General features: G+C 40.0%; 16 protein-coding genes. 5 read left to right on the plus strand and 11 right to left on the minus strand.

The features are described 5' to 3' along the window. Positions 1-258 precede the first annotated feature (258 nt). The 3 genes from AC504W_RS01160 (at position 259) to AC504W_RS01170 (ending at position 4,898) form a co-directional block, all read left to right on the plus strand. Positions 259-3,120, plus strand: coding sequence for a cation-translocating P-type ATPase (locus AC504W_RS01160; protein WP_494875830.1), 2,862 nt, complete (start codon positions 259-261; stop codon positions 3,118-3,120). A 160-nt stretch (positions 3,121-3,280) separates the two neighbouring features. Beyond that, positions 3,281-4,399, plus strand: coding sequence for a DNA replication/repair protein RecF (gene recF, locus AC504W_RS01165; RefSeq protein WP_494875831.1), 1,119 nt, complete (start codon positions 3,281-3,283; stop codon positions 4,397-4,399). Positions 4,400-4,481: 82 nt separating this feature from the next. Beyond that, a complete protein-coding gene (locus AC504W_RS01170; protein ID WP_494875832.1) occupies positions 4,482-4,898 on the plus strand; it encodes a hypothetical protein in 417 nt (138 codons plus the stop codon). 12 nt (positions 4,899-4,910) lie between these two features. On the opposite strand, the gene AC504W_RS01175 is transcribed toward AC504W_RS01170, so the two are convergent. After that, positions 4,911-5,366, minus strand: a complete 456-nt coding sequence (locus tag AC504W_RS01175; RefSeq protein ID WP_494875833.1) for an MgtC/SapB family protein — start codon at positions 5,364-5,366, stop codon at positions 4,911-4,913. 681 nt (positions 5,367-6,047) lie between these two features. Between AC504W_RS01175 and AC504W_RS01180 the strand changes: the two genes are divergently transcribed. Next, entirely contained in the window at positions 6,048-8,384 is a 2,337-nt protein-coding gene (locus AC504W_RS01180; protein ID WP_494875834.1) for a putative PEP-binding protein, read from the plus strand. Between the two features lie 4 nt (positions 8,385-8,388). Here AC504W_RS01180 and AC504W_RS01185 read toward each other — a convergent pair whose 3' ends face one another. From AC504W_RS01185 to lepB, 10 genes are all read right to left on the minus strand, one after another. Beyond that, the gene (locus AC504W_RS01185; protein WP_494879513.1) at positions 8,389-9,210 is read right to left on the minus strand and encodes a hypothetical protein; all 822 of its coding nucleotides are present in this window, start codon (positions 9,208-9,210) and stop codon (positions 8,389-8,391) included. 48 nt (positions 9,211-9,258) lie between these two features. After that, a complete protein-coding gene (locus AC504W_RS01190; RefSeq protein ID WP_494875836.1) occupies positions 9,259-10,434 on the minus strand; it encodes a baeRF7 domain-containing protein in 1,176 nt (391 codons plus the stop codon). 204 nt (positions 10,435-10,638) lie between these two features. Further along, the gene (locus AC504W_RS01195) at positions 10,639-11,310 is read right to left on the minus strand and encodes a DUF1361 domain-containing protein (RefSeq protein ID WP_494875837.1); all 672 of its coding nucleotides are present in this window, start codon (positions 11,308-11,310) and stop codon (positions 10,639-10,641) included. Positions 11,311-11,640: 330 nt separating this feature from the next. Next, the gene (locus AC504W_RS01200) at positions 11,641-12,696 is read right to left on the minus strand and encodes a hypothetical protein (RefSeq protein WP_494875838.1); all 1,056 of its coding nucleotides are present in this window, start codon (positions 12,694-12,696) and stop codon (positions 11,641-11,643) included. A gap of 177 nt (positions 12,697-12,873) precedes the next feature. Then, positions 12,874-14,763: an iron uptake porin gene (locus AC504W_RS01205; protein ID WP_494875840.1), complete on the minus strand. Its 1,890-nt coding sequence runs from the start codon at positions 14,761-14,763 to the stop codon at positions 12,874-12,876. A 582-nt stretch (positions 14,764-15,345) separates the two neighbouring features. Further along, positions 15,346-17,082 carry a R3H domain-containing nucleic acid-binding protein gene (locus AC504W_RS01210; protein ID WP_494875841.1) on the minus strand — a complete coding sequence of 579 codons (1,737 nt, stop codon included), beginning with the start codon at positions 17,080-17,082 and terminating at the stop codon, positions 15,346-15,348. 40 nt (positions 17,083-17,122) lie between these two features. After that, positions 17,123-18,283: a circadian clock protein LdpA gene (gene ldpA / locus AC504W_RS01215; RefSeq protein WP_494875843.1), complete on the minus strand. Its 1,161-nt coding sequence runs from the start codon at positions 18,281-18,283 to the stop codon at positions 17,123-17,125. A gap of 262 nt (positions 18,284-18,545) precedes the next feature. Continuing rightward, on the minus strand, positions 18,546-20,381 hold the full coding sequence (locus tag AC504W_RS01220) for a two-component system response regulator (protein ID WP_494875844.1): 1,836 nt from the start codon (positions 20,379-20,381) through the stop codon (positions 18,546-18,548). 987 nt (positions 20,382-21,368) lie between these two features. Beyond that, positions 21,369-22,187 (minus strand): MOSC domain-containing protein, encoded by an 819-nt coding sequence (locus AC504W_RS01225; RefSeq protein ID WP_494875845.1) that lies wholly within the window; start codon positions 22,185-22,187, stop codon positions 21,369-21,371. 15 nt (positions 22,188-22,202) lie between these two features. Then, on the minus strand, positions 22,203-22,844 hold the full coding sequence (gene lepB, locus AC504W_RS01230) for a signal peptidase I (RefSeq protein WP_096582460.1): 642 nt from the start codon (positions 22,842-22,844) through the stop codon (positions 22,203-22,205). A 244-nt stretch (positions 22,845-23,088) separates the two neighbouring features. Between lepB and AC504W_RS01235 the strand changes: the two genes are divergently transcribed. Continuing rightward, positions 23,089-24,411: a dihydroorotase gene (locus AC504W_RS01235; RefSeq protein WP_494875847.1), complete on the plus strand. Its 1,323-nt coding sequence runs from the start codon at positions 23,089-23,091 to the stop codon at positions 24,409-24,411. The last annotated feature ends 1,440 nt before the right edge of the window (positions 24,412-25,851 follow it).

The raw sequence follows: 25,851 nt of genomic DNA on the forward strand, positions 1-25,851 counted from the left end.
CCTAGCAAAGATTTTGCTATAACCTATAGACGGAACCGCAAATTTTTTGGGGAACAATTTTTTCTAAAATGTTTTTAGAAATACGATGAATTACATAAGAATACACAAAATCATCACTTAAGAAAAGTTAGCAAATGTCAGGAAACACATTTAAACTTGTACAAGTTAGTAATAACCTAATGTAACTTTAGTGAATGGTTTTATTGCCATCACTAAATTATGATCAAATTTTGTAACCTTTTCCTGTAACCTAACACAATGTCTGCTAATTCCCTGCCTGAAAGTACCCCAATTTGGCATACTTTGGAAGTTGATAAAGCTCTAGACCTGCTGGATAGTAAGGCAGACAGTGGCTTAACACCCCAAGAAGTTGAACAACGGTTGCAAAAATACGGCCCCAACGAATTAGAAGAACATGGTGGCCGCAGTGCTTGGGAAATTCTGCTCGATCAGTTCAAGAACATTATGTTGTTGATGCTGATTGCGGTGGCTTTGATCTCCGGGTTTTTGGATTTTACAGCATGGCAAGCTGGTCAACTCAAGCCAGGAGAAGTGCCATTTAAAGATACAGTTGCAATTATGGCAATTGTGGTTCTCAATGGCATCCTTGGTTATGTGCAAGAAAGCCGTGCGGAAAAAGCTTTAGCCGCGCTTAAACAAATGGCTTCTCCTTTAGTTCGAGTCATCCGTGATAGAAAACTGTTGGATGTAGCCTCTAAAGAAATCGTTCCAGGAGATGTCATGCTGCTAGAAGCTGGAGTGCAGATAGCCGCAGATGGACGCTTAATCGAACAGTCTAGTTTACAAATACGTGAATCAGCACTGACAGGCGAAGCAGAAGCTGTCAACAAGCAGGCAATTCTGCAACTACCCGAAGATACATCTTTAGGCGATCGCCTGAACCTAGTTTTTCAAGGCACCGAAGTTGTCCAAGGACGCGGTAAAGTTCTAGTGACAAACACAGGAATGACCACCGAACTAGGTAAAATTGCCACCATGTTGCAATCGGTAGAGAGTGAACCGACACCTTTGCAACAACGGATGACGCAACTGGGTAACGTTCTAGTTTCTGGTTCCTTGATTTTAGTAGCGATCGTTGTCATTGGCGGTATCATCCAGGCCAGAGGTTTTAGCAATTTACAAGACCTTTTAGAAGTTTCTTTAAGTATGGCGGTGGCGGTAGTACCAGAAGGTTTACCAGCCGTTATTACCGTTACCTTGGCATTAGGAACCCAGCGGATGGTACGCCGCAATGCCTTAATTCGTAAACTGCCAGCAGTAGAAACCTTGGGTTCTGTCACTACCATTTGTTCTGATAAAACAGGTACCCTGACACAGAACAAAATGGTGGTGCAATCAATTTTTACCAATCACAAAACTTTTCGGGTAACAGGAGAAGGTTATGCCCCTGTTGGAGATTTTCAATTAGATAGTCAAAAAATCCCTGTTGAAGATTACCCCGAAATTCCTGCTTTACTCGTCGCCTGCGCCGTTTGTAATGATTCAGTATTGCAAAAAGAAAAAGGCGAATGGGCAATTTTAGGCGACCCTACCGAAGGTGCATTAGTCACCCTCGCTGGCAAAGCTGGCATTGAAAAAGACCAGTGGAACAGTAAGTTACCTCGTGTGAGTGAGTTTCCTTTTACCTCAGAACGCAAGCGTATGAGCGTGATTACTCAGGTAGAGGAAATAGCTACTGGAGAACCATCACTAACAGGTGTAGATCCGGCAATTTCTGGTTTTATCAACTCTGAATCTTACCTGATGTTTACCAAAGGTTCGCCAGAGTTAATTTTGGCTCGTTGCACCGAAATTCATTTAGGTACAAACTCAGTACCTTTAACAGAAGAACAACGTAGCCAAATTCTAGCTGCAAATGACCAAATGGCAAGTCAAGGCTTGCGGGTGTTGGGTTTTGCTTACAAACCCCTGACAGAAGTTCCCCCCGAAGGCTCGGATGAAGAATCTGAGAAAGGCTTGGTCTGGCTGGGTTTGGTCGGAATGCTAGATGCACCGCGCCCAGAAGTTAGAGCCGCAGTCGCAGAATGTCGCCAAGCCGGGATTCGCCCAGTCATGATTACAGGCGACCACCAGTTGACAGCCCGCGCCATTGCAATTGATTTGGGGATTGCCCAAGCAGGTGATAGAGTGCTGACTGGTCAAGAATTACAACGTATGAGCGACCAGGAACTAGAGCAACAAGTTGATTTAGTTAGCATCTATGCCAGAGTTGCCCCAGAACACAAACTGCGAATTGTCCAAGCATTGCAACGTCGGGGTAGATTTGTCGCCATGACTGGTGATGGTGTGAATGATGCCCCCGCCTTAAAACAAGCAGACATTGGGATTGCAATGGGCATCACTGGTACCGATGTCAGTAAAGAAGCCAGTGATATGGTGCTACTAGATGACAACTTTGCTACCATCGTGGCGGCAACTAAAGAAGGTAGAGTTGTTTACACCAATATTCGCCGCTTTATTAAATACATTTTGGGTAGTAATATCGGCGAAGTTTTAACTATTGCCGCAGCGCCCATCTTAGGTTTAGGTGGTGTTCCCCTCACACCTTTACAAATTCTCTGGATGAACTTGGTGACAGACGGTTTACCAGCCTTAGCCTTGGCTGTAGAACCACCAGAACCAGATGTGATGCAGCGTCCACCATTCAGTCCCCGCGAAAGCATTTTTGCGAGAGGCTTGGGTTCATATATGGTTCGCATTGGGATTGTGTTTGCAATTATTACGATCATTCTCATGGAATGGGCATATCATCATACCCAAACTGTGACGGGAGAAGGACTTGACCCAGAACGCTGGAAGACAATGGTATTTACATCCTTGTGTATTGCCCAGATGGGTCATGCGATCGCTATTCGTTCCAATAACCAACTCACCATTGAGATCAATCCCTTTTCAAATCTTTTTGTACTGGGTGCGGTTGTGGTAACAACAATTTTACAACTGATGCTCGTTTACGTTCCGCCCCTACGCGATTTCTTCGGCACTCACTGGCTACCTCCCGAAGAGTTGGCAATTTGTATTGGTTTCAGCGCCTTAATGTTTGTCTGGATTGAAGGTGAGAAAATCTTCTTCCGTTTAATGGGCAAGAGAACTGTTTAAAAAGTTAAAAGGTAAAAGTAAAAAGTAAAAAGAAAATAAATACAACTATTTTCTAAGTCTGTATTCTGCTTGTAGCTTTTTTACCTTTGTAATTTCGTTAAAAGGCAAAAGTAAATAATCTTTACTTTTGCCTTTTACTTTTTGCCTTTTTAGTTAAATTATGTATCTCAAAACTTTACATCTCAGACAATTTCGGAATTACCAAGAGCAAAAGGTTGAGTTTAATGCTGCCAAAGCCATTTTGGTAGGTAATAATGCTCAGGGAAAATCCAATTTGTTGGAAGCGGTAGAGTTATTAGCCACATTGCGATCGCACCGTATGGCACGCGATCGCGATTTAATTCAAGATGGGGCAGAATTTGCCCAAATCAACGCCAGCCTGGAACGAGATACAGGTATTAGTGATTTAAATTTAACTCTCCGTCGTAATGGTCGTCGCAGTGTGGCTATTAATGGCGAGATTGTGCGGCGACAAATGGACTTTTTAGGTGTTCTTAACGCCGTGCAGTTTTCCAGTTTAGATTTAGAATTGGTGCGTGGTAGTCCCGAAGTCCGCCGCAACTGGTTAGATACTTTATTAATTCAACTCGAACCAGTTTACGCCCATATTTTGCATCAATATAACCAAGTATTACGCCAACGCAACGCTTTTTTAAAAAAAAACCAAGAATCAGCTATCAGCACTCAGAAGCCAGAACTCGCTCTTTGGGATGCACAGTTAGCAACTACAGGTACAAGAGTAATTAGAAGACGCGATCGGGCTATACAAAGATTAGCTCCCATTGCTGCGGCTTGGCACGCTAGTATTAGCGGCAGTACCGAAATCTTAGAAATTAAATATTTACCTAACATTCCTTTGGAACTGAACCAACCAGAAGAAGTTCAGCAAGCTTTTTTAACCAAAATTCAGCAACGTGCTGTGGCCGAACTCTACCGAGGTACTACCCTTGTCGGCCCTCATCGTGACGAAGTAGAATTGACTATCAATCAAACGCCTGCTCGGCAATATGGTTCTCAGGGTCAGCAACGCACCTTAGTCTTAGCCTTAAAACTCGCAGAATTACAGCTAATTGAAGAAGTGGTTAAAGAGCCGCCACTGTTGTTGCTTGATGATGTCCTAGCTGAATTAGATCCATATCGTCAAAATCAATTGCTTGATGCGATTCAAGACCGTTTTCAAACTTTAATTACCACAACTCACTTGAGTTCTTTTGATGCTCAGTGGTTAAATTCTTCTCAAATTCTGTTTGTCAAAGCAGGAGAGATATCCATGAATTAGTCAATAGTCAATAGTCAATAGTCAATTCTCAAAATGACAAATGACGAATGACAAGTGGCAAATGACAAATGACATTTCAATTATGCAAAAAACTAATCACAAATTAGAGCCACAGGAAATTGCATCATTAGGTGCATCACTACGAGCAATTGAGCAAAAGTTCTTAAAACAAAGACGGAAAGAAGGTTATAAAAAAATTTGGTTTCAAGGTGAAGAACCTTATTTTGATGTTTTTTTTGAATTTGAGTTTGAAAAAATCATCTGGTTTCAATTTACCTTGCGTGGAAAAACAGTCTCATGGGATATCAGAAGACCAGAATTACAAACAGGTAATACTAATGAGTTGTGTACTGATGATGTGAGTTTTTACGCAGCTAGTAAAACTATTGAAACTGATAACCAAACAGATTGGGAATTTATATATTTAGTTAAATTAATCTTAGAAACTAGAGCCGAAGAAGAAATTTTTACTCAAGCATTAGCATTATTTAATAAATGACCCAGGCCAAACTCAACTATTTTCTAATTTCTTAAACAGATTCAGCACTAAAATTGTCAATAAAGCAGCTATTAATCCCAATTGCCATAAACCACACCCAGCAGCAATTCCTAATGCGGCTGAAACCCAAATCGCTGCGGCTGATGTCAGTCCGTGAACTTCAGGTTGCTGTGATTTTTGGGAAGATTCTCGAAAAATTTCTCCAGCCCCAAGAAATCCTACACCTGCGGCGATACCTTGAATTACCCGACTTAAAGCATCAGGACTGGCCTCTAACATACCTGTTTGCAAAGGTATGAGAGTGAACAAGGCTGAACCTAAACTAACAAGTGTGTGCGTTCTTAAACCTGCTGGTTTACGTCTGAGTTGACGTTCGATCCCAATAACTGCTCCTAACAGTAAAGCTAGGCACAGTCTAAAAAGAGTATTCAGCCAATCATTTGGTGGAAAGTAGTAAGTATTTAACAATTCTGTTTTTAGATATATAAAGTAATATATGTTACTCTAACTTAAAAATAGCAGCATTGCTGCTGGTAATTAGAGATGAGTAAAAGATATTTGATACGATTTTTGTGTCCCAACTTGATGGCTATTGCTATCAAGCAATAGCGCTGAGTATAAATTATTTTGGAAAAGTATTCTGACTTAGTTTGATTAATTTCACTACAAAGCCAGATGTTAAAGATAATGATTGATTACCCGCCAATCACGACAATTTTGGATAAGCAACTGTATTCACCACAATGCTAATTTAGGCAAATGATATGGAATTTGGATGAAAATTTATGGCAATATTAATGATCTACACTAACTGCATAACTTTCAAACTGAGGGACTAGCTATTTGAGTGTTAAAACTGATTAATAGGTAAAATTTTAACTCAAACTGCTAGTTTTAGCCATAAGTTCAATACTTAAAGGCTATATACCTGTCTAGAGTTTTATCTATGATTATTGCACCAACAATATTAACTAAACCAAGAGGTGAGATTATTACCGGATATCGTGGAATGAGAAATTAACTCATAACTAAGTCGAACTAATCTTAAATAATAGACTAGGAAGAACTTCTCTCGGCAGATAATTTAGTCAATAGCCTGAAAGCATTGACCAAGAGAAAAAAATTGACAACTAATAAAAAATAACGTGAGTGGAAAAAGTCTACTGGCTTGACCAAATTAAACTACAAGACCGCACCAAAGTAGGTGACAAAGCATTTTACTTAAGCAGAATCATGCAGCATAATTACCCTGTGCTACCTGGTTTTGTGGTTTCAGCAGAAGTTTTGCGGCAATTTTTAGAAACTATCCACAGTTCAGAGTCCTTAGTTGCAGACTTACCTCATTCTTCATTACATTTAGATGTAGCTAATTGGCGACAACTTCAACTAGTAGCTAGTCGCTTGCGCCAAGAAATAGTGGGTGCAAATTTACCGCCCCAATGGGTGAGTACAATTTTAGCGGCGACGAGAGAATGGCAAACTAAATATTTGATTTTGCACCCAACATTGTCAGTTGGGAATACTGCACAAGCATTAGGAAATACATCTGGGTTACTGGAGCCAAGCTTTTGTTATTGTGATGAAGATGCGATCGCTGTAGGGTTAAAACGCATCTGGAGTCAGTTGTTCCGTGCTAGAAGTTTACTGTATTGGCAACGGATGGGAATTAATCTGCAAAATGTCAATTTGGCTGTGTTAGTCCAACCAATACAAAATGCGATCGCTAGTGGCTCACTTCAGGCTAACTCCGCTGGATGGACAATTGAATCCACCTGGGGATTAGGTGTAGCACTCACCAGAGGCGAAGTTTTGCCAGATGTATACTATATTCAGCCAGAAACAGGTATCGTCTTAGAACGACATTTGGGTAATAAAATGCTGGCTTATTGTCTTGATGATGGCACAACAGCAGCAGAACAACCTCAACTCCAGTCAGTAATCACTGATGAAAATACTGGTCTAATTGCTCATTTACTACCAGAAGAGCCACAAAAACAATACGCATTACCAGAGCCAAGTTTGCAACAAGTGATTGCTTTGGGAAATCAACTAGTGAGTGAACTGGGTAACAGTTTTACTGTGCAGTGGAGTATTTCAGCCGCAGATTCTGTTTCTCATCTCCAAATTACAGAAGTTAACACTCCCCTATCAGCAATTCCCAATTTACAGTTAATCAAAGGGTTAGGCGCAGCTACAGGCAGGGTAACAGCTAGTGCTTATGTGATTAATTCGCTACAAAAACCTGAGCAAATACCCCAAGGAGTCATTCTTGTCGTCCCCGAGATCGCACCTGATTGGTTAGCTTTGATGCATAAAGTTGTGGCGATTGTCACAGTACAAGGGGGATTGACTAGCCATGCGGCGATTTTATCCAGAGAATTAGGTATTCCCGCAGTCGTCAGCGCCAAAGATGCTACAGTCTTAATTCAAACCGGAGAACAATTACTGGTAGATGGCGATAGGGGAGAAGTTTATCGCCTCAGAGAAACTAAAACCGGAAATGGAGAAAATCAAGAAATTAATTCGCCTATATCTGCTTTTTCATCAAACCATCCGCTTGTTAGCCCTCATCTACCCATGATTGCTACTCAACTATTGGTGAACCTGAGTCAGCCTAGTTTAATCGAGCGATCGCAAAACTTACCTGTCGATGGTGTGGGATTGTTACGCTCAGAATTAATGTTATTAAATATACTAGAAGGACAACATCCTCATAGCTGGTTGCTGAGTGGTCGTCGGGCTGAACTGTTGGAGATATGGACACAGCAGATTATCAACTTTACGCGGGCTTTTACACCCAGACCAGTGTTTTATCGTTCTCTTGATTGGCGATTCCCAGAGTTTTCATCATTAACTCATACTTCACCATCTGCACCACATTCTATTCTTGGCGATCGCGGCACATTTAGTTATGTGAGCAATCCTGCTATTTTTGAGTTAGAACTAACAGCTTTACTCAATGTGCAGAAAGCTGGCTACAGCAATCTTCGGCTATTGTTACCCTTTGTGCGGAATGTGGCTGAATTTACCTTTTGTCGCCACAAAGTTGAGCAAATTGGCTTAACTCAGGTATCGCAATTTCAATTGTGGATGATGGCAGAAGTACCTAGTGTATTATTTTTACTTCCAGAGTATGTCAAAGCTGGAGTTCAGGGAATCTCGATTGGGACGAATGACCTGACACAACTTTTGCTGGGAGTAGATCGAGAACAAGGACAGCTAACAAAAATATTCGATGAACGCCATCCAGCGGTGATGGGTGCGATCGCCCAACTAATTCAAATGGCCAAAAATGCCGGAATCCCCTGTTCTATTTGCGGTCAAGCACCAGCATTGTATCCCGAAATTATTGACCAACTAGTGGAATGGGGGATCACATCTATTTCTGTGGAACCGGAAGCAGTAGAACGGACACATCAAGCGATCGCCCGTGCTGAACATCGGTTAATTTTGGCAGATGCACGCCGTCACATCAGCCAACCATAAAATCTTACTTTATGTACCCGGTTTCTCGGAAAAACTTACGTATATCGGCAAAATATTGATTGCGATCACTTTTGGTATAAGCTTGTCGGACTCTTTTCCAGCCATCTTCTCCTTGACCCAGCAAATACTTATCTGCCAAATACGCAGCTAAAAATCCTTTACCGTCATCACCTTGCTGGCGAATTTCAGTATAAGTTTTCCATAACTCAGAAGCATGGCTATAAATTAACTTGGGATAACGGCGAGTCACGTCAACCATTTTGCCTTGGCGATATTGCCAAATTTGTAGCGGATAAGCAGAAGCCGCATAAGCTGTAAATGCGTAAGCAAAGCGATCGTCTTGACTCTCAAGTTCTACGATGCCATCTTTATCTATATCTTTGAATCGATAAGCTCCATTACCCCAGTCATGGCGAATTTGAGTATACTTTTGGGATTTTTTGTCATAGCGATAAATCAAAGAATAAGTACAACAATGTGCGCCACCTGTAAAGAAATCGGCAACTACTTCTGGTTCTTTGTCACCATCTAAATCTAGTATGGGCAACTTATCTTCTTTTTCGTATATACCGCCAACAGGTCGGTCATATTCACTTTCTTGGGGCAGTTTTTGATCTAAAACAACTTTACCTGCGCGGCTAATCTGCAAACGGACATTTTTATATTGATATTCCTCTGGTTTTTCATAAGTTATTTCTGCACTAACATTACCTAATTGCCCAGTAATAGTTTCTGCACTACTTGGCTGGGAAAATGTAGCAATTTGGCTGAAAACAGCTAGACCGATTAGAGATGGACTCAACAAAGCACGAAGATTATTCAGCATAAGTGTTGTATATAGCTTGTTCAACTGTATACAACACTACAAAAACCATCAATATCGGAAAATTGCTGCCACTTGTACTTGATTTGGCATTTTTTCTGGTTCCACAGCATAAACCTTGCCACCGTTGAGAATTGTGTGAATCGCGGCAAAATCTAGCATATCTTGATCATCTGGTTCTAGCTCTGAGTGAATCTCGACATTCATGGTTTCTGGGTCAAATTTACCCCAAATTTGTTGTCCTACAGGTACAAACAAAGAATCAACTCTTTGGTAGTAAGCCGCAGCCACAATTTCTTTGAGATCACTAGAAGCTGTACCAGTAGCTTCCCCAGCCAGTTGTTGATAAAGCTCCATAGCTTGCTGTTCTGACTCGTGCAATAGCGGCTCAACAATTTCCCAAGCGTCTGCGTGTAATTCATCAGTTTGGAAAAGTTCTGGTCTGCGGGTAATACCTTGTTCTAATAAATTGGTATAACTATTAGCCTGGCGGTAAATTGGGTGAAGATAATCTACTCCTGCCAAAATTAGTGGTGCTGTTTCCTCTCGCAGTTTTTCATGGAGTTCTGCATCAACTATGTGAAAGAATTGCAGGATAGCTTCTTGGTGTTGATCTCGGTCTGGGCTTCCCTGTCCGTGAAATGCACCTGGCTGTGAACTTGAAAAAGAAGTTGTAGTGCTACCTTTTTTTGTGGCGATGCGAAATTGTCCCTCTTTAGCAGTTTCGTCATATAAAAGAGCTTCATCAAGGCTCTTGGGCAGATTTTCTACTTCTACTTCATTCAAACCAGAGCGAGTACCTACAAAAAATTTCAAATCTTGTTGGCTTAAAGCCAGAACATAGAACTGACCATCATTGTTAATTAAATATAGTAATGGTTTAATGTGAAAGCGATCGCTGACAACTACCAATTCTTGAAATTCCATTGGCAATTGATAATAGCGAAATATTCCCGGCGCAATAAAAATAGCTAAACCTTGGTCTTGATTTTCCCAAAATTCCCCTGTATCCAGTTCCATTGCTGGCTGAAGCAACTCAATTGCCTCATTTTGGCTGATTTCCATTGCTTCTAAGCGGGCTTGTGCTTCCCGGATTAAATTTTTAAAGCGAATTGGATTTTGCCGAATCTCTGGCCCTGCCTTTTGCATAGGCATATATAGAGAAATACAAGTTTTTTCATTATTCTCAGTTAAGGTTTTGAGTTCATCAATAGATAATAGTGTCATATTATAAAACTCCTAGCAGCATCTAGATTTATTTCAAAGCTAGAGACTCAAAAATACATCTTTCTTTTGATAAAAAACACCTACTAAATCACCATTCTTTAGAGAGATAAATCGGTAGGGATAAAAGTGGATTTAAAAAAAATCCGCCTGAAATGGGCGGATTAATTCAAATTTTTATTAAACAATTTGAGCAAGAAATTATATTTATCCAGCATTGGGTGTATCAGTATTAGGCGAATTTGGCTGGACTGCTATCTCTTGTGCTGATGGACGCACAAAACCTAAACTCACTCGTTTCATCATCCAATACAAACCCGACAGAATCACAAAAGTAATAGTGATAATCACTATAGGCTGTTTACCTAAAAGTTCCTCTACACCTTTAGTCAATAAAGCATCAGGTTGAGTAATAAAATCCCAACTGTTGAAACGTAAAAACCTTCCCCAATAAATCCCAACAGCACAAAGAGCATGAGTAATTAACTCAATCCTCAAAATCCATTGACTTTTGCCAATGCGGTGTAAATAGTAGCCTAAATTGATTAAAGATATAACATAAGCTTCAAAGCCAGCAAAAATTACCAGCAAATAAACTGGCATTAACACTAAAGTAATTATCCACACTGATTGGATTGTCCGAATATCGTCTATCAGGTGAATAACATCAGTTAATAGATAAGGCGCATTTGGTAAGAAAGCATAGAATACGATAAATCCCAACCACCAAACCCAAGAACGTCCGCGTTTTGTGCGGAACAACCAAACACTTAAAGCTAAAGGTATAAAAGCCAAAAACAGGTTCCAAGTCATCCAATTCATATTGATTCGCAAGACCTGTAAAACTCTGGCTATCAATTCAATCAATTCCCCTTTCATAAAAGCTCACTTGCAAGATGTGTGATTGATTAATATCGTTCTCTAGTCTTAATTTCTGTGGTTGACTGATAAGTTGGGCAAAAATTAGCTGTGATATTTTTATATTAGCTACGGCTGAATTTGTAAATTAACCAGCCTAGACAACTAGTATAACCAGAAAGTTATCAAGAATATATTTAACAGAAATCTGGAAGTGTGGCTGGCAGTTTTGCCACTCACGCTTCCAGTATAATTTTTGCTCTAGGAGGTCGTATTTTTTTAGTCGTTTCTTAGATACAATCTGCCTTAGAGCAATTCCCGAAAAATTGAAAATTTGATGATGACAAGCTGCTAACGTACCAGAACCCGGCTGCGGGGGCCGATCGCTTGTTTAGCCGCAGTCACTTGTGGACGACAATTAAGAGAATCGTTATGACAAATTTTTGAGTCGATGGAAGAAACTTCTAAACTAACAGGATTGGCTGTGAGAGAATAACCGCTACTGAACTCCATATTAGAATCAGTAGAAGGTGAAGGGCTAGATTGACCAAATGTCCCACCAAGATTAGATGTTATCGGAGCCTTAGCGATCGCACCACTGTCTACTGATACAGGAATAGGTGTACTGGGAGTCGGTGTAGAAGTAGGAGGATTGTTGACGCTAGGCGGCGTTGGGGTTGGAGTTATTCCACCACCGGAATTAATCGGAGTAGCATCAGCCGGTACAGTAATTGTCAACCTCACCAAAGGAGTATTTTTCATCTCATAGGGTGTGGGATCTGGCGTAGTACCAGGAATATCCGATTTATAATCAAAAACTGTCGGACTTTCACCACCATTGCGATCGCTATATCTTGGCCCTTGGCCATTCAATAAAAAAGTACCTTGATATTGCTGACCAGTTTTTGGGTCGGTGACAACACCAGTGTAGTAAGCTTTGGCAAAGCCAAACTCATCTTGAACTACACCTTGAAAGGAAATGTTAGGGATTTTTCCTTGATAAGTAAAAGGTGTTAATTTACCACCAGACAGCGCGGGTGAAGTCAAAACTCCGTTGAAGGAAATTACAGGGATACCTTTAAAGTCAACAACATAACGCAAACTCCCATCAGCGCGTGTTAATACCTTCACATAATTTGACTGGTAAACTGGCACATAATTGGGCTTACTTGCAGAACCTATGTTACGTTGATACACTCCTTGAGAGTCAGTATCAATCCGTGTGACGGAGTTATTAAAATTCGGATTAAAACTTGGTAGTTCTAAGGTACCTGATACTGTACCCGTACTTTGAATGATCAGTTGAGCCGAAGCACTACTTCCTCCCAAAGCAATCAACATTGCGGCTAAACTACTACTACCCAAAACTGCACAGCCTATCTTTGTTGCTGATGACTGGAATTGCATGAAAAATTTGCTCCTTAAATTTGCTCATGAAAAACAACACGCAGAGGAATCTACTGCGTGATTAAAAAGTCGAAAATCTAACTTGCAGACGCTAAAAGATTGCTGACAGTCAAGAGTAGTAAGGCAACACGGAGTAGGGGTTTCGCCCCCTGTGATTACATTTACATGATTACGGAATCAAAACCGGAAAGCCGCCCTCAATGCGCCTACTATCAAAGTGTCGTTAGCAGCATTATGATCGGGATTGAATACAACCAGTAAGCCTGGTGTTAAAGACAAACGATCATTGAGTTGGGCGCGATAAAAAAGTTCGACGTGCAATGATGTATCGCTGCGTCCCCCTGGCGTTCCCCCATTGGAAAAGTTAGGAAAATTGAAGCCATCGGGTAAGTTACTCGAAGTAATTTTTGGCGGTTGTCCAACCAAAATACCACCCAAATTACCAGCCCTACCTAAATTAGGCAATGCAGCAAATACCATCCAATTAGTAGTTTCTACACTACCAGCAAGATTTACTGGTTTGGAGGTAGAAAAACCACCCCAACCGCCTAACTGCAAATTATCATTGACACGCCATGCAACGGTAGCACCAACAGCATGAGTATTAAAAGCTGTACTAGGTGCAAATGGTGAAATTAATTGCGCGTCACCAATACCAGTACCGAGCAAATCGTTGGGGGAATGAGAATATATGTAATCTATGCCGATATCTAAATTATCGGTGGGTGCGACAGTGAGTTGTGCGCCTGCGCTATATTTACCACCAAAAAATCCAGCAGCATTGCTATTACCAGGAAAACTGGGAATTTCTGAACTATATACACCTTGCAAACTGATGCGATCGCTAATTTCCCAGTCAAAACCGATACCACCAGTACCGTTACCAATATTCAAAATTGGGTTACGCTGACCAAACTGGGAAATTGCACCATCTCCTGAACCTTCTAAAGGGTTAATTCCCCGAAAGGTAGTGGCTGCATTCACGCCAGCCGAACCCACCACAACTCCTAAATTATCTGCTAGTAAAAACCGATAAGATAAGTCATTAATTACTACTTGATTATCTGTATTTGACTCAAAACTTAATCGCCCCATATTGTGAGAAACTAACGAGGCATTAGAACCTAAATTTCCTGCTGATAGCCCTGTAATTAATAAATCTTTACCCGTGAAAGAAGTTGCTAATGTTAACTGTACGCTATTCGTAAAAGTGAGACTTGTCTTACCTTGACGCTCTGGAACACCATCTCTAGGAAACAAATCAACATTAGTTGTATTTGTTCCTTGAATACTAAAAATAGCTTGCCCAAATAGTCTAGTTGTAGTGGAAAACTGATGAGACTTTAATTCAACATTTTTATTTTCTAAAACATCAATACGTTGTATTACTTCCTGTAATTCAGTTTGAAACTCTGTCTGTAATCTTTGTATTTGGTCTAATTCTGCTTGACTAACACTATTAGCTTGATTTTTATTAATTAATTCCTGAATATGATTGAGACAAACATTTAAACTATAGGCAAATTCATAACGATTTACAGCGTTGTTACCTAAATAATTCTCGGTTTTTCCTGCTATACAACCATAGCGCTCAACTAAAGACTGTAAAGCACTAAAAGCCCAGTCAGTAGGCTGCACATCATCTAGTTGCGACACTGATGTTACTTGAGACATCTGCTCATCTGCATCAGATGTGTCAGAAAACTCTGGTATGGCGGGAGATTCTGGAGAAATTTGTAGTTGCACAGATGGTGATAGTTGTGGTGTGGTTTCTGCTGGTAGTTCTTGGTTGGCAGAATTTTGCCAACTATTATTTTTATGAGTTTTATTAAGTAGATTTTGATACTTGTGATTTACTTCCGGAGTAATAGCTGGCGAAGTGCTTTCATGCTGCATGAATTCAGGTGGTGTGATTTCAGCAGGTGGAGAACTTGGAGATAAATTCTCTTCTGTTAGCTGCTGCACCACATTGTCTGACTGAATTACAGGCTGCTCTGGTAAATTAGACGGTGGAGATGTTTGCCCGGCTGTCAATACGCCCAGCATCAGTAGACTTATGTCACTCATGGTATATCTGTTGACTAACACCAATATTTCTTTTGACAAAGTTTTTTAGTGTTCTTCAGGATATTTCTGTATAAAAAGTTATAAAAAATCTGAATTATAAAGTTTGAAGTATGAAATCAAGTGTAGGGGTATAAGAGAAATAAAAAGTTACACCAGTACGGTGATCTATGTCCACAGTGTAAATATCAAATTTTGACAAAATTTTTTGCATTGCTCACCTGGCTTTAATTCCCACAAAGCATCTGGTGCTATCTGTATGCTTAAACGTCTAAATTACACAATCACTCGTAAAGGTTGTCCTTGGTCATTAGTTATTGGTCATTTGTATTGACATGGGATAAATGACTAATTACAGTCTCAACCAGAGAATTTGCCACTTGAATGCACACCAACTTAATTGATATTACGCGAACAACTTCTCAAACGCTAATTCTTCTGTGTCTCTGTAGTAGCGGGAATTCCTTGGCTTGTCTAGGTTGTGAAAAAAATTTAGGGTGTAGGGTTTGAAGTAAATCAAATGATCACTCAACCCTAACACCCAGTTTTAACAACTAACCTTTCTGGGTTAGTGCTGAATTGAGATTACGCCGGATAAATCCTTAAGCGACGATTAGGTTCTTCGCCAAAGCTATGGGATTTGAGGCGATAGTGTTCTACCAACTCATGCTGCATTTTGCGAACTTGGGGAGAACGAGGCAATAACTCAACTGGTTGTCCTTTAGGAATCACAATTTGCTCAACAGCAAGTCTAGCTTCTTCCAGGGCATCAATTTCGTCATCACTACCGCTGTGCAGAAAAAGTTGCAGTTCGCGGTCATCAGCAATTTCTGGTTCATCCATATTCAGCAAGCGCCGCAGTCCACGGGTAATTTGCGGAATGGTACTAGCCTTGATCATGTGGATGGGTAGATGTCGGGCTTTAGCTACTTGCCGGAGTTTAGCGTGGTTTTTGACATGCGATCGCAATGCTAAAATTGCATCAGCACTATCGATATCTTTCGTCAATACCACAGGCAAAGTCAGCACGCTAATTACCTGTTCTAGTTGATGGCGACTCACTCCATAAGGGTAAACGTGCAGTGGCAAATCTTCTCCGTTGGGGCCAGCATTCTTCGTCGCGGCGAAATCAATGCTGTCGGAGTAGTTAAAGGATTCCTCTAGCAAGCGGTCAAACTCGCTTTGTCCAATTGCCTTTTCTCTTTCAACAGTTAATGGTGGTAGTGCTACCATCTGTCCGGATGCACGCCAGCCAGTAGATTGTCGCCCAGAGGAAAAAGTTTCTTCCCCGCTGGCTAACTGTCCGCCACGACCATTAACCACAGATAGCTGCCTAGTCATTGCGACTTTGCCGTTCTCATCCACAGTGCGTGTTTGTGGGCTTGGTTGCCTTCCACGCAACAAAGTATCTACTGTGTCAGCAACACTTTCATGCACTACCCAACGCTGCCGTTCTAACATTTCTACAGCAATCTCAAAGGTAGGAGGAGCTTTGCGTTCTAACACCGTTTTTTGCGAACCGCGCCTTCTGGCTTCGTCGTCTCCCAGTGTCACAGCCTGAATACCACCAACCAAATCAGAAAGTGTGGGGTTTTTGATCAGGTTTTCAATTTGGTTCCCATGAGCAGTACCTACTAATTGCACACCGCGTTCGGCAATGGTACGCGCGGCTAAAGCTTCCAGTTCTGTGCCGATTTCATCAATGACAATGACTTCTGGCATGTGGTTTTCCACCGCTTCAATCATGACTTGATGCTGAAGTTCTGGATGAGCTACCTGCATCCGTCTAGCACGACCAATGGCAGGATGGGCAACATCACCATCTCCAGCAATTTCGTTGGAGGTGTCAATAATTACTACTCGTTTGTTTAACTCATCTGCCAAAACACGGGCAATTTCCCGTAATGCAGTAGTTTTACCCACACCTGGACGACCCAGCATCAGAATGGATTTACCTGTTTCTACTAAATCGCGGATCATGCTAATAGTACCGAATACTGCACGACCGACACGACAGGTTAAGCCGATTATCTTACCATTACGGTTACGGATAGCACTGATCCGATGCAAAGTTTGCTCAATTCCTGCTCGATTATCTCCGCCAAAGGTGCCGACTCGCTGAATGCAATCATCTATTTGTGCTTGAGTTACGGGTGTTTCACTCAGATACTCAGCTTGATTAGGAAAGCGAGCTTCTGGGCGACGACCCAAATCCAAGACTACTTCAACTAAACTATCTCGCTGAGGATGATTTTCTAGTACTTGTCGCAAGTCTTGGGGCAAGATGTCTAATAACTTTTGGAGATCGTCTTTAATCGTCATGCTTTCTATGGTGACGTTTTGAGAGATAACGAACGAGCGATTATCGCTCTTGCTGTGACTTGATCTGGGAAACGAGTGAATGGGCAAGCCCTACAGCTTCCCACAATAAGTCTGGTTCTGCTTCCAGGTGGACAGTCGCTTTGACACTGGTGTGATTCACCTCCTTATTCTCCAGCTGTTCGAGAACTGGCGACAGCAATACACGGGCATAGCTTCCGTATGCGACTCCGGCAATTGAGGCAGAGGGGCAGGGGGCGGGGGGCAGAGGGAAAAATTCTTCTCCCTTACTCCCTGCTCCCTGCTCCCTTGCCTGCTTCAGTAGTCCCATTGCCTTTAACTTAGCAACGGTGTAGCTATTTGTGCCACCTGCTAATTGCACATATCCCGGTAAGTTAGCTGTCAAAACTTTTTGTCCTAATTTGACTGCTGCCAGAGTGGTACCATCTCCAATATCACCACTCATAGGACGACCATCGGTTTGCCAAATTAATGTACGCGGACGTGGGTTAATTAGGTCATAAATTGCTTTTAGGTATTCAATCATGCCTTCGCCATCGGGACAGCTGATTGCCAATAATTTCAGTTGTTCAGCCCAAGGTGAAATCGCTTGCCATAATTTTTGAAATTCTTTTAATCGTCCTACTTGGGTATGAATTTCTACGGCATCTACTCCCGTGGAAATTACCATTGGCGCGATCGCCTTTGGCGTTGACATATAAGAACTAGTATAAATTATACCGTATGGGCATATTGGGATGCAACGACCGCAACCGTAACATTTCTGAGATTCTACTCCCGAAAAATTATCTTGTGTCCGGTTAAATGCGATCGCCTGTGCCGGACAAACTCGCTCACACGGTTTGGGACAATCTGGGGGACACTGACGGGCATCAAATTCGGCTTTACGAAAATGCGGGTCTTCACCATCATTCAAGCTCACCATCAGCAAGGGTGAGCCACCTTGATAGTTGAAGCCTCGCTGTTGAGCTTCCATTGTCAGAGTTTTAGCGACTTGCAGCGCTGCTTGGGCTGCTGCTATTACCGCAGGATCAGCAGCCACATCTATACAGTCAGCGCCTGCCAAAGTGTAGGCTAATGTTAAACTTCTGACTGCTGGCAGATGTTGGTAACTGGCTCCGCAAATCAGCTTGAACCAGTGACCTTTTTCCAAAGAATTTAAAGGGGCAAACAAATCAGTCACATCTCTATTATGCTTTTATGTAACTGAAAATAGTAGTCTTTAATCAATAAAAATTTTGCTGACACTATTCTGATGTTCTGAGTGACCAGACTCTCATTTTTGACAGATCCTGTCAATGAAATGCGGTAAAATATTGCCTTCTGATAAAAATAATAAATATATATTTTTTTATATTAATAATTGTAAAATTAATTGCTTTATTCCTTTTTTGCCTCTTCCCTAACTTTACCAGTAATTAAAAACTCAAATCGGGTAATTATATTTACCACTGAGGCATAGATGCAATAAAATCAATTACTAATTGTTGTGCCAGAGGTTGAGAAAAAAGATACCCTTGAGCCAAATCACAGTTTAAACTTCTTAATTTTTCTACTTGTTCTTTAACTTCTACTCCTTCAGCAATCACCGTCATTCCCATTGATTTAGCAATACTGATGATTGTTGGTACTAATCCCATATTATCTTGAGAAAACTGCATTCTTGTAATAAAAGATTTATCAATTTTCAATGAATCTAAAGGTAAGCTATGTATATAGCTGAGAGAGGAATAACCAGTACCAAAATCATCCATCACTAATTTAATATTGCGCTGTTTAATTTCTTCAATAATTGCTCTGACAAGATTACTATTTTCCATAATGACACTTTCAGTAATTTCTAGTTCTAAATTTGATGGATTTACTTTAGTTTTATTAATAATTTGATCAATTTGTGCAATTAAGTTAACTTGCGTAAAAAGACGCGCACTTAAATTTACACTAAGAGTTAAATTTTCTGATATTGATGGATGATCTTGCCAAATTCGTAATTGATTGCAGGCTGATTGTAAAACCCAAATGTCGATATCATTAATCAAACCTGTTTCTTCTGCTATGGGGATAAACTCTGTAGGAAGCATGAGACCACGAACTGGATGTTGCCAACGCAATAAGGCTTCAAATCCAGCTACTCTACCTGTATTCAAGTCAATAATGGGTTGATAGTAAATAATCAGTTCTTCTCGTTCAATAGCTCTACGCAAATCATTTTCTATTTCTAGAAGTTGGATGGCTTCCTGATACATTGCAGGGTCAAAAACTTTATATCTACCTTTTCCTTGGGCTTTAGCCCGATACATTGCTGTGTCAGCGTCACGCAATAAATACTCTGGTTTTTCGTAATCTTTATTACCCCAATTAATGCCAATACTAGCATTCATGAATACTTCATATCTAGACAATTTAAATGTCATTGATAACTCTTGCAGTAATGATTCTGCTACTTGGATAGCAGAATTCATATCTGTAATATTTTCTAAAAGAATACCAAATTCATCACCACCTAATCGTGCTAGAGTGTCATCTGGCTTGAGACAGGATTGTAGACGACGAGCAATAGAAATGAGTAATTCATCTCCAACAATATGACCTAGAGAATCATTCACAACTTTGAAGCGATCGCAATCTAAATACAATACAGCAAACTGATACTTAATATCTTGCCTAGCGAGGTTGAGAGCTTTTCCTAGCTGTCTTAAAAACAAAACTCGATTTGGTAATCCAGTTAGCGAATCATGTAGAACAATATCTAGCAATTTATCTTGCAGTTTTTGCCGAGAAGAAATTTCTTTTTGAAGTTTTTGGAGAGTATTTTCTAGTTCCCAAGTACGAGATTTTACTCTTTGTTCTAGTTCCGTATTAAGTCTTAAGATTTCTAGGCGTGCTTCTCGAAGTTCTAGTTGATTTTGGACACGTACCACAACTTCTTCAAACTCAAAGGGTTTAGTAATATAGTCTACTCCACCCAATCTAAAACCTTTAATTTTATCGAAAACGTCATCTAAAGCACTAATAAAAATCACGGGAATATCTGCGGTTAAATCCCAGTTCTTAAAACGCCGACAAACTTCATAACCATCCACTTCCGGCATCATAATATCGAGTAAAATCAGATCCGGTAAAACTGTTTGACAAGCAGTTAAAGCCATTTGCCAGTTCAAAGCTTTACGGACGTTGTATCCTTTTCTAGCTAGTAAAGAGGATAAAACCCTCAAATTATCTGCCTTGTCATCAATTATTAAAATATCTTTTTTATCCGGGTCTAACTGCTGGTAATTCATTATGTCTTGCTTCTAATCAATTTCATAATTTTCTTAAACTGAGATTTATTAGCTAAATCGTTCAAAAACCAGCACATTTGATTGTAATTTTATCCTTAAAATACTGTCCTATAGGATTGCAGATTTCATTTTCTGACTTGCATATTGGTGGAATGATTTTGCTACTATTGTGAAATGAGCATTTTACCTGCTCTACAATAATCATCTCTAAATTCAACAAAGTCTTGTTTTCTGGCTGAGTAGTCAGCTTTTTACTGCTGTATTCTATTTTGCAACTAAATATAAGCGAATAGACTAATCACAACATAAGAATTCAGCACTCAGGAGTCAGAAGTCAGAATTTAAAAGTAATTCAGCAGAATTTTCCAATATTATTACTCCTGAATTCTTACATCACAACATCCATTCAAAAAATACGAGGCTTAATTAGAACTAATATCATGAGTCTTTTGGCATAAACTTTAGTAATGATAATGATGAGGTTAAGTGATTGAGCAAATTGAAGTTTGAATAAAATCGTTTTTTGATTGTTTCCTAAGTCCAATTGTGGAACAATCATGTTGTATCAGATACATGTCTTAATCCGGGTTATTACTATGTGCCATTGGGAAAATAACAGACTATATTACTATTTTTAGTATAAACATTTACTTTTGCCAAGTTCTACGCATACATAGTATAGGCAAACTCATAATTATACTAAGTTTTCAAACTTTGTTATAGCACCTTAATTTATTTGATCTCTTCTAGTGATATATCAAAGAAACTGTTGAGCCAAAATCAAAAATAGATGAACACTTGCTTACCCAATTCTCTTGGATAAAATTTGAAATTAGATATTATCGGCAAATACTTTACCAGTCCCTCACTGGTAAATAACCTCTGGAGAATAAATATGAAAATTTTGCCAGGACAACTGCATATTAGCTTAACAGTAAGCTTATGGTTTATATTTATCAAACTTAAATATTTAACTTTAAATAAAAATTAATTAATGTCAGTAATTATTTTAATTTCTTCACCAATTTGTAATATTTTTCCAGATTCTGATCTGGGTAATCTAGTGTTCACGCTCAATCGATAAAAATGATTAAAGTGGGATGATTTAACCCACTCTGGCAATGTTGCTTGCCGTTTTTGGATAAATATTTTTTGAAAATACGGGTAAGCTGTGGCTGAATCAGGATGGCGCGTTGGCACTATACAACGCTGACATGGGTTGACTCCATAAAACAGCACATTTCCCACTTTAAAGGAGACTAACTTATTTGGTTCACTAAATAGTTGATCTTCCCAAAAAGGAGGTACGCCTGCAATTTCGATATTGGCACGTAGACGACGACGCATTTCGTCAACACTCATACCAGGAAACCAAGAAGCTACTTCTTTTAAAGTTGCCGTACTAATTACTGTTGGCCCTGGGGAGTCCGTATCATCAGGAAAGCCCATTAGTGAGTTTTGCTCTATGGTAAGAGAAAACCCAAAAAAATCACTCAAAGCTGCGGCTAATGTTTGTTTTTCTATATCTAAATTAAAAACTTGCGGCAAATTATAGTTGGGGATTTTTAGAGAAAGAATTTTGGTAGAAATGCTAAATTGCGATTCCCCTAAGAGACTTGTGTAACACGCTCGCAGTAAATGAATTTTGGGATGACGCTTCCCATTAACAAATTTACCTTGTACATCAAAAATGGCGAACTCGCGATCGCCCTTTAATGCGCCACTAGACAAAACCTCGGCTTGTGGCACCTCTACCCCATCTAATGACTTAATCGGGTAAATTAAGATTTTGGCTAGGTATGGCATTCCAGTATGACTCGGTTACGGATACAAAGGTGATTTATCAATACCACCAACATGATTTAGTGGCCAAAAGCGCAGTACAGCCCGGCCGATAATATTGTCACGAGGTACAACACCCCAGCAACGGCTGTCGTAACTACTATTACGGTTGTCACCTAACACTAAGTATGAATTTGGTGGGATGGTTTGAGGGGCTGATAAAAAAGCTGGTTGTTGTCCCGAAGTACAAACATCAACTACTGTACGTTGATTAGAACTGAGATAATTTTCTTCGTCGAGAGGTTTGCTATTAATATAGACTTTACCATCCCGCAGTTCTACTGTTTCTCCTGGTAAGCCAATTACACGTTTAATAAAAGCATCTTGATATTGTTCTTTTTTGAGTTCGTCAGTGGGTGAGAAAACAACAATATCTCCTCGTTGGGGCTTGGCAAACTTATACTTCAACTTATCAACAATAATCTTGTCTGCTTCCCACTGGTTTTGGGTACCATGCAAAGTAGGTTCCATAGAACCAGAAGGAATCCAGCGAGCTTCGGCGACAAAAGTACGAATACCAAGGGCAAGAACAATACTTAATACAACTGTTCTACCTAGCTCGGCAATCCAGGAATTATCGGGTTTTTGATTAGAATTTTTATCAGACACTTGATTTTGCATGAAAGTACTGAAGTAAGGAAAAGTGTAGGAATTAACTAGCTCAGGGAGACTCTATTTGTAAATTTTAACGGGAGAATTAGGTTTTCTACGCTGGTTGTAACATCTTCACAGACAGATTTATAAGTTAAAAATAAACTTTTTTTTAATTAGCTGCAAAAAGTGATCACAGAAAACGCAACCAAGTTTACCCTAAAATCAGAGTTCTCACTAACACATAACTCTTTGAGTAATTTTTTTTAACTCCATGTCATCTTCACAAAGTTTATTAATTCGCCACGTTCGCATTGTTCTACCCAATGGTGAATTCATGGTTGGGGACGTACTCACACGCGATCGCCTCATCATGGAAGTGGCACCGGAGATTGCTGCTACCATCGCAACCAGAGAAATTGACGCACAAGGGTTAACTTTGTTGCCAGGAGTTATCGATCCGCAAGTGCATTTTCGTGAACCAGGACTAGAACATAAAGAAGACTTGTTTACCGCCAGTTGCGCCTGTGCGAAAGGTGGTGTCACTTCGTTTTTAGAAATGCCCAATACCCGCCCTCTGACTACTACCCAAGCTGCATTAAATGACAAACTCCAACGTGCTGCGAGTAAGTGTGTCGTGAATTATGGCTTTTTTATTGGCGCAACCGCAGAAGTTTTGCCAGATTTGCTCACAGCCCAGCCGACATGCGGCATTAAAATTTTTATGGGGTCGATGCACGGTCAGTTACTCGTTGACCAAGATGCTGTTCTGGAAACAATTTTCGCCCAGGGGAATCGTTTAATTGCTGTTCATGCTGAAGACCAAGAACGCATTAATCAACGAAGACAAGAATTTGCTGGCATTCATGACCCAGCTATTCATTCGCAAATCCAAGATAATCAAGCTGCACTGTTAGCGACACAAAAAGCCTTAAATCTTGCTAAAAAATATCAGCGGCGGCTACATATCTTACATCTATCTACAGCCGAAGAAGCTGAGTTGTTGCGTCAAGATAAGCCAAGTTGGGTGACGGCTGAGGTGACACCACAGCATTTGTTATTAAATACCAATGCTTATCAAGATATTGGCACTTTAGCGCAGATGAATCCACCATTGCGATCGCCCCACGATAATCAAGTTCTCTGGCAAGCTTTACGCGATGGTGTGATTGATTTTATCGCTACAGACCACGCACCCCACACCTTGGCAGAAAAAGCCCAAGAATATCCCAATACGCCTTCAGGTATGCCGGGGGTTGAGACTTCTTTACCTTTGATGTTAACTGCGGCAATGGAGGGCAAATGTACTGTGGCGCAAGTTGTTCACTGGATGTCACAGGCAGTGGCGCAAGCATATCGTATTCCCAAGAAAGGAGCAATCGCCCCTGGTTACGATGCTGATTTAGTATTAGTAGACTTGGATACTTACCGTCCAGTCCGGCGCGAAGAATTATTAACTAAATGTGGTTGGAGTCCCTTTGAAGGTTGGAACCTCACAGGTTGGCCTGTCACCACGATTGTTGGGGGACAGGTTGTTTATGAACAGAATCAGGTAAATACTAACGTGCGCGGTCAAGCTTTAACTTTTTTGCCATAACTACCGAACTCAAATTGCCATAGTTTAGTAGGACTTACATCAGAAAACGAAAAATCAAGGGCTAGGACAAGGGTATAAGGGTATAAATAAATGTTTAAAACCCTTACACCTCGTCTCAATCGACAACCTAGGTGCATAAGTCCTGTTTAAAACTAGACAGCATAAGGCATCATAGCTATAGCCTTAAGGACTGAATTTGACATCAATCAGCCAAATTCAGGCAATACTATGTCCTTCAGATTATTAAGTTGGGAAAGTGGCGGTATCTGTGGAGCGATCGCAGTAGAAATCCGCAAAGAAGTTGAGGCAAAGATTTTGCAACTAACTACGTAAAAATACTAGGATTTAGATTTTGAAGAGAAAAATTGAGTGTTTATACGATTTTAAATCGTATAAATACTATGTTACTTGGTTAAAAATGTTTAGGCTTCATCAAGAGTTATCAGTATGAATATAAGATTTTCTTTTAAAAATACTTATTTAAATTACTTTATCTCATAATTTGATCATTAGTTACTTTTTAATTGCAGATCCTAGTTTTAACTTGGGAATACTAGGTCAATGGATAGATGACACGATGACGATAGTGATCGTTAATCTTTTAACTTTTCTCAACTAGTCTTTTGTGTTTAACTATCCGGATTTTTCAGCTAAAAAATGAAGAGAATTAATAGGGTTAAGTAAACGGGCAAATTTCTGTGAACACTCAGTTTTATACATATATAAATTTTATATGCAGTTAATTTGGACGCTCTTAAAACCTATTTTTTACACTTCTGATTGATTTTTTTCTAGGCAGTTGGTGCTTTAAAAGCCAGCATTAGCAAAGCAAACGGAGTTAGAAGTAAAAAACTAGCATCCAATTAAACACACTAAAAGAAACAATTTACTGAGTTAATCAAAGGAAGGTACAAAGGCAAACATAATACAAGTATATCAAACAAATGTACCAGTATTTACTGGCTAAATGAAAGTCATCTGTATATGAGCCTTCTCAGAAAGATGATTCCCTAGACAAAAAATTAAAGTCATTTCTAATTTGAATGTAATTGACCTTGAGTGCAGGCACTCAAAAAATCTGGCAGTTTGCTAGATGTCACTCTCCAAAGGATTGTTTCATTCAAAAGCTTTGACTCAATATTTACCGACATCTACAGCAATATCATCTGCGAGCATACGCCCAACTTAGCTAAACGCAGTAGCTAGTAAATGTCAATCAAGGCCAAATTCCTATTGCAAAGTATTTCATTGATTTTTGAATAATGAAGGCAGTAATGTTAGTCAATTTCTTCGATGAACGCGGTAGTGGTAGATAGAACGAGTGTATTATCCACCCTCGGCTATCGGCAAAATCTTGTAGTGTCATCAAAATGTGAGGCTGATTTGGCTAGGACACTTGTCCTTGTAGTTCAGTTAATCGAACAGCATCCCAAAAATCCT

It is taken from the genome of Nostoc sp. C96, from assembly GCF_059384975.1.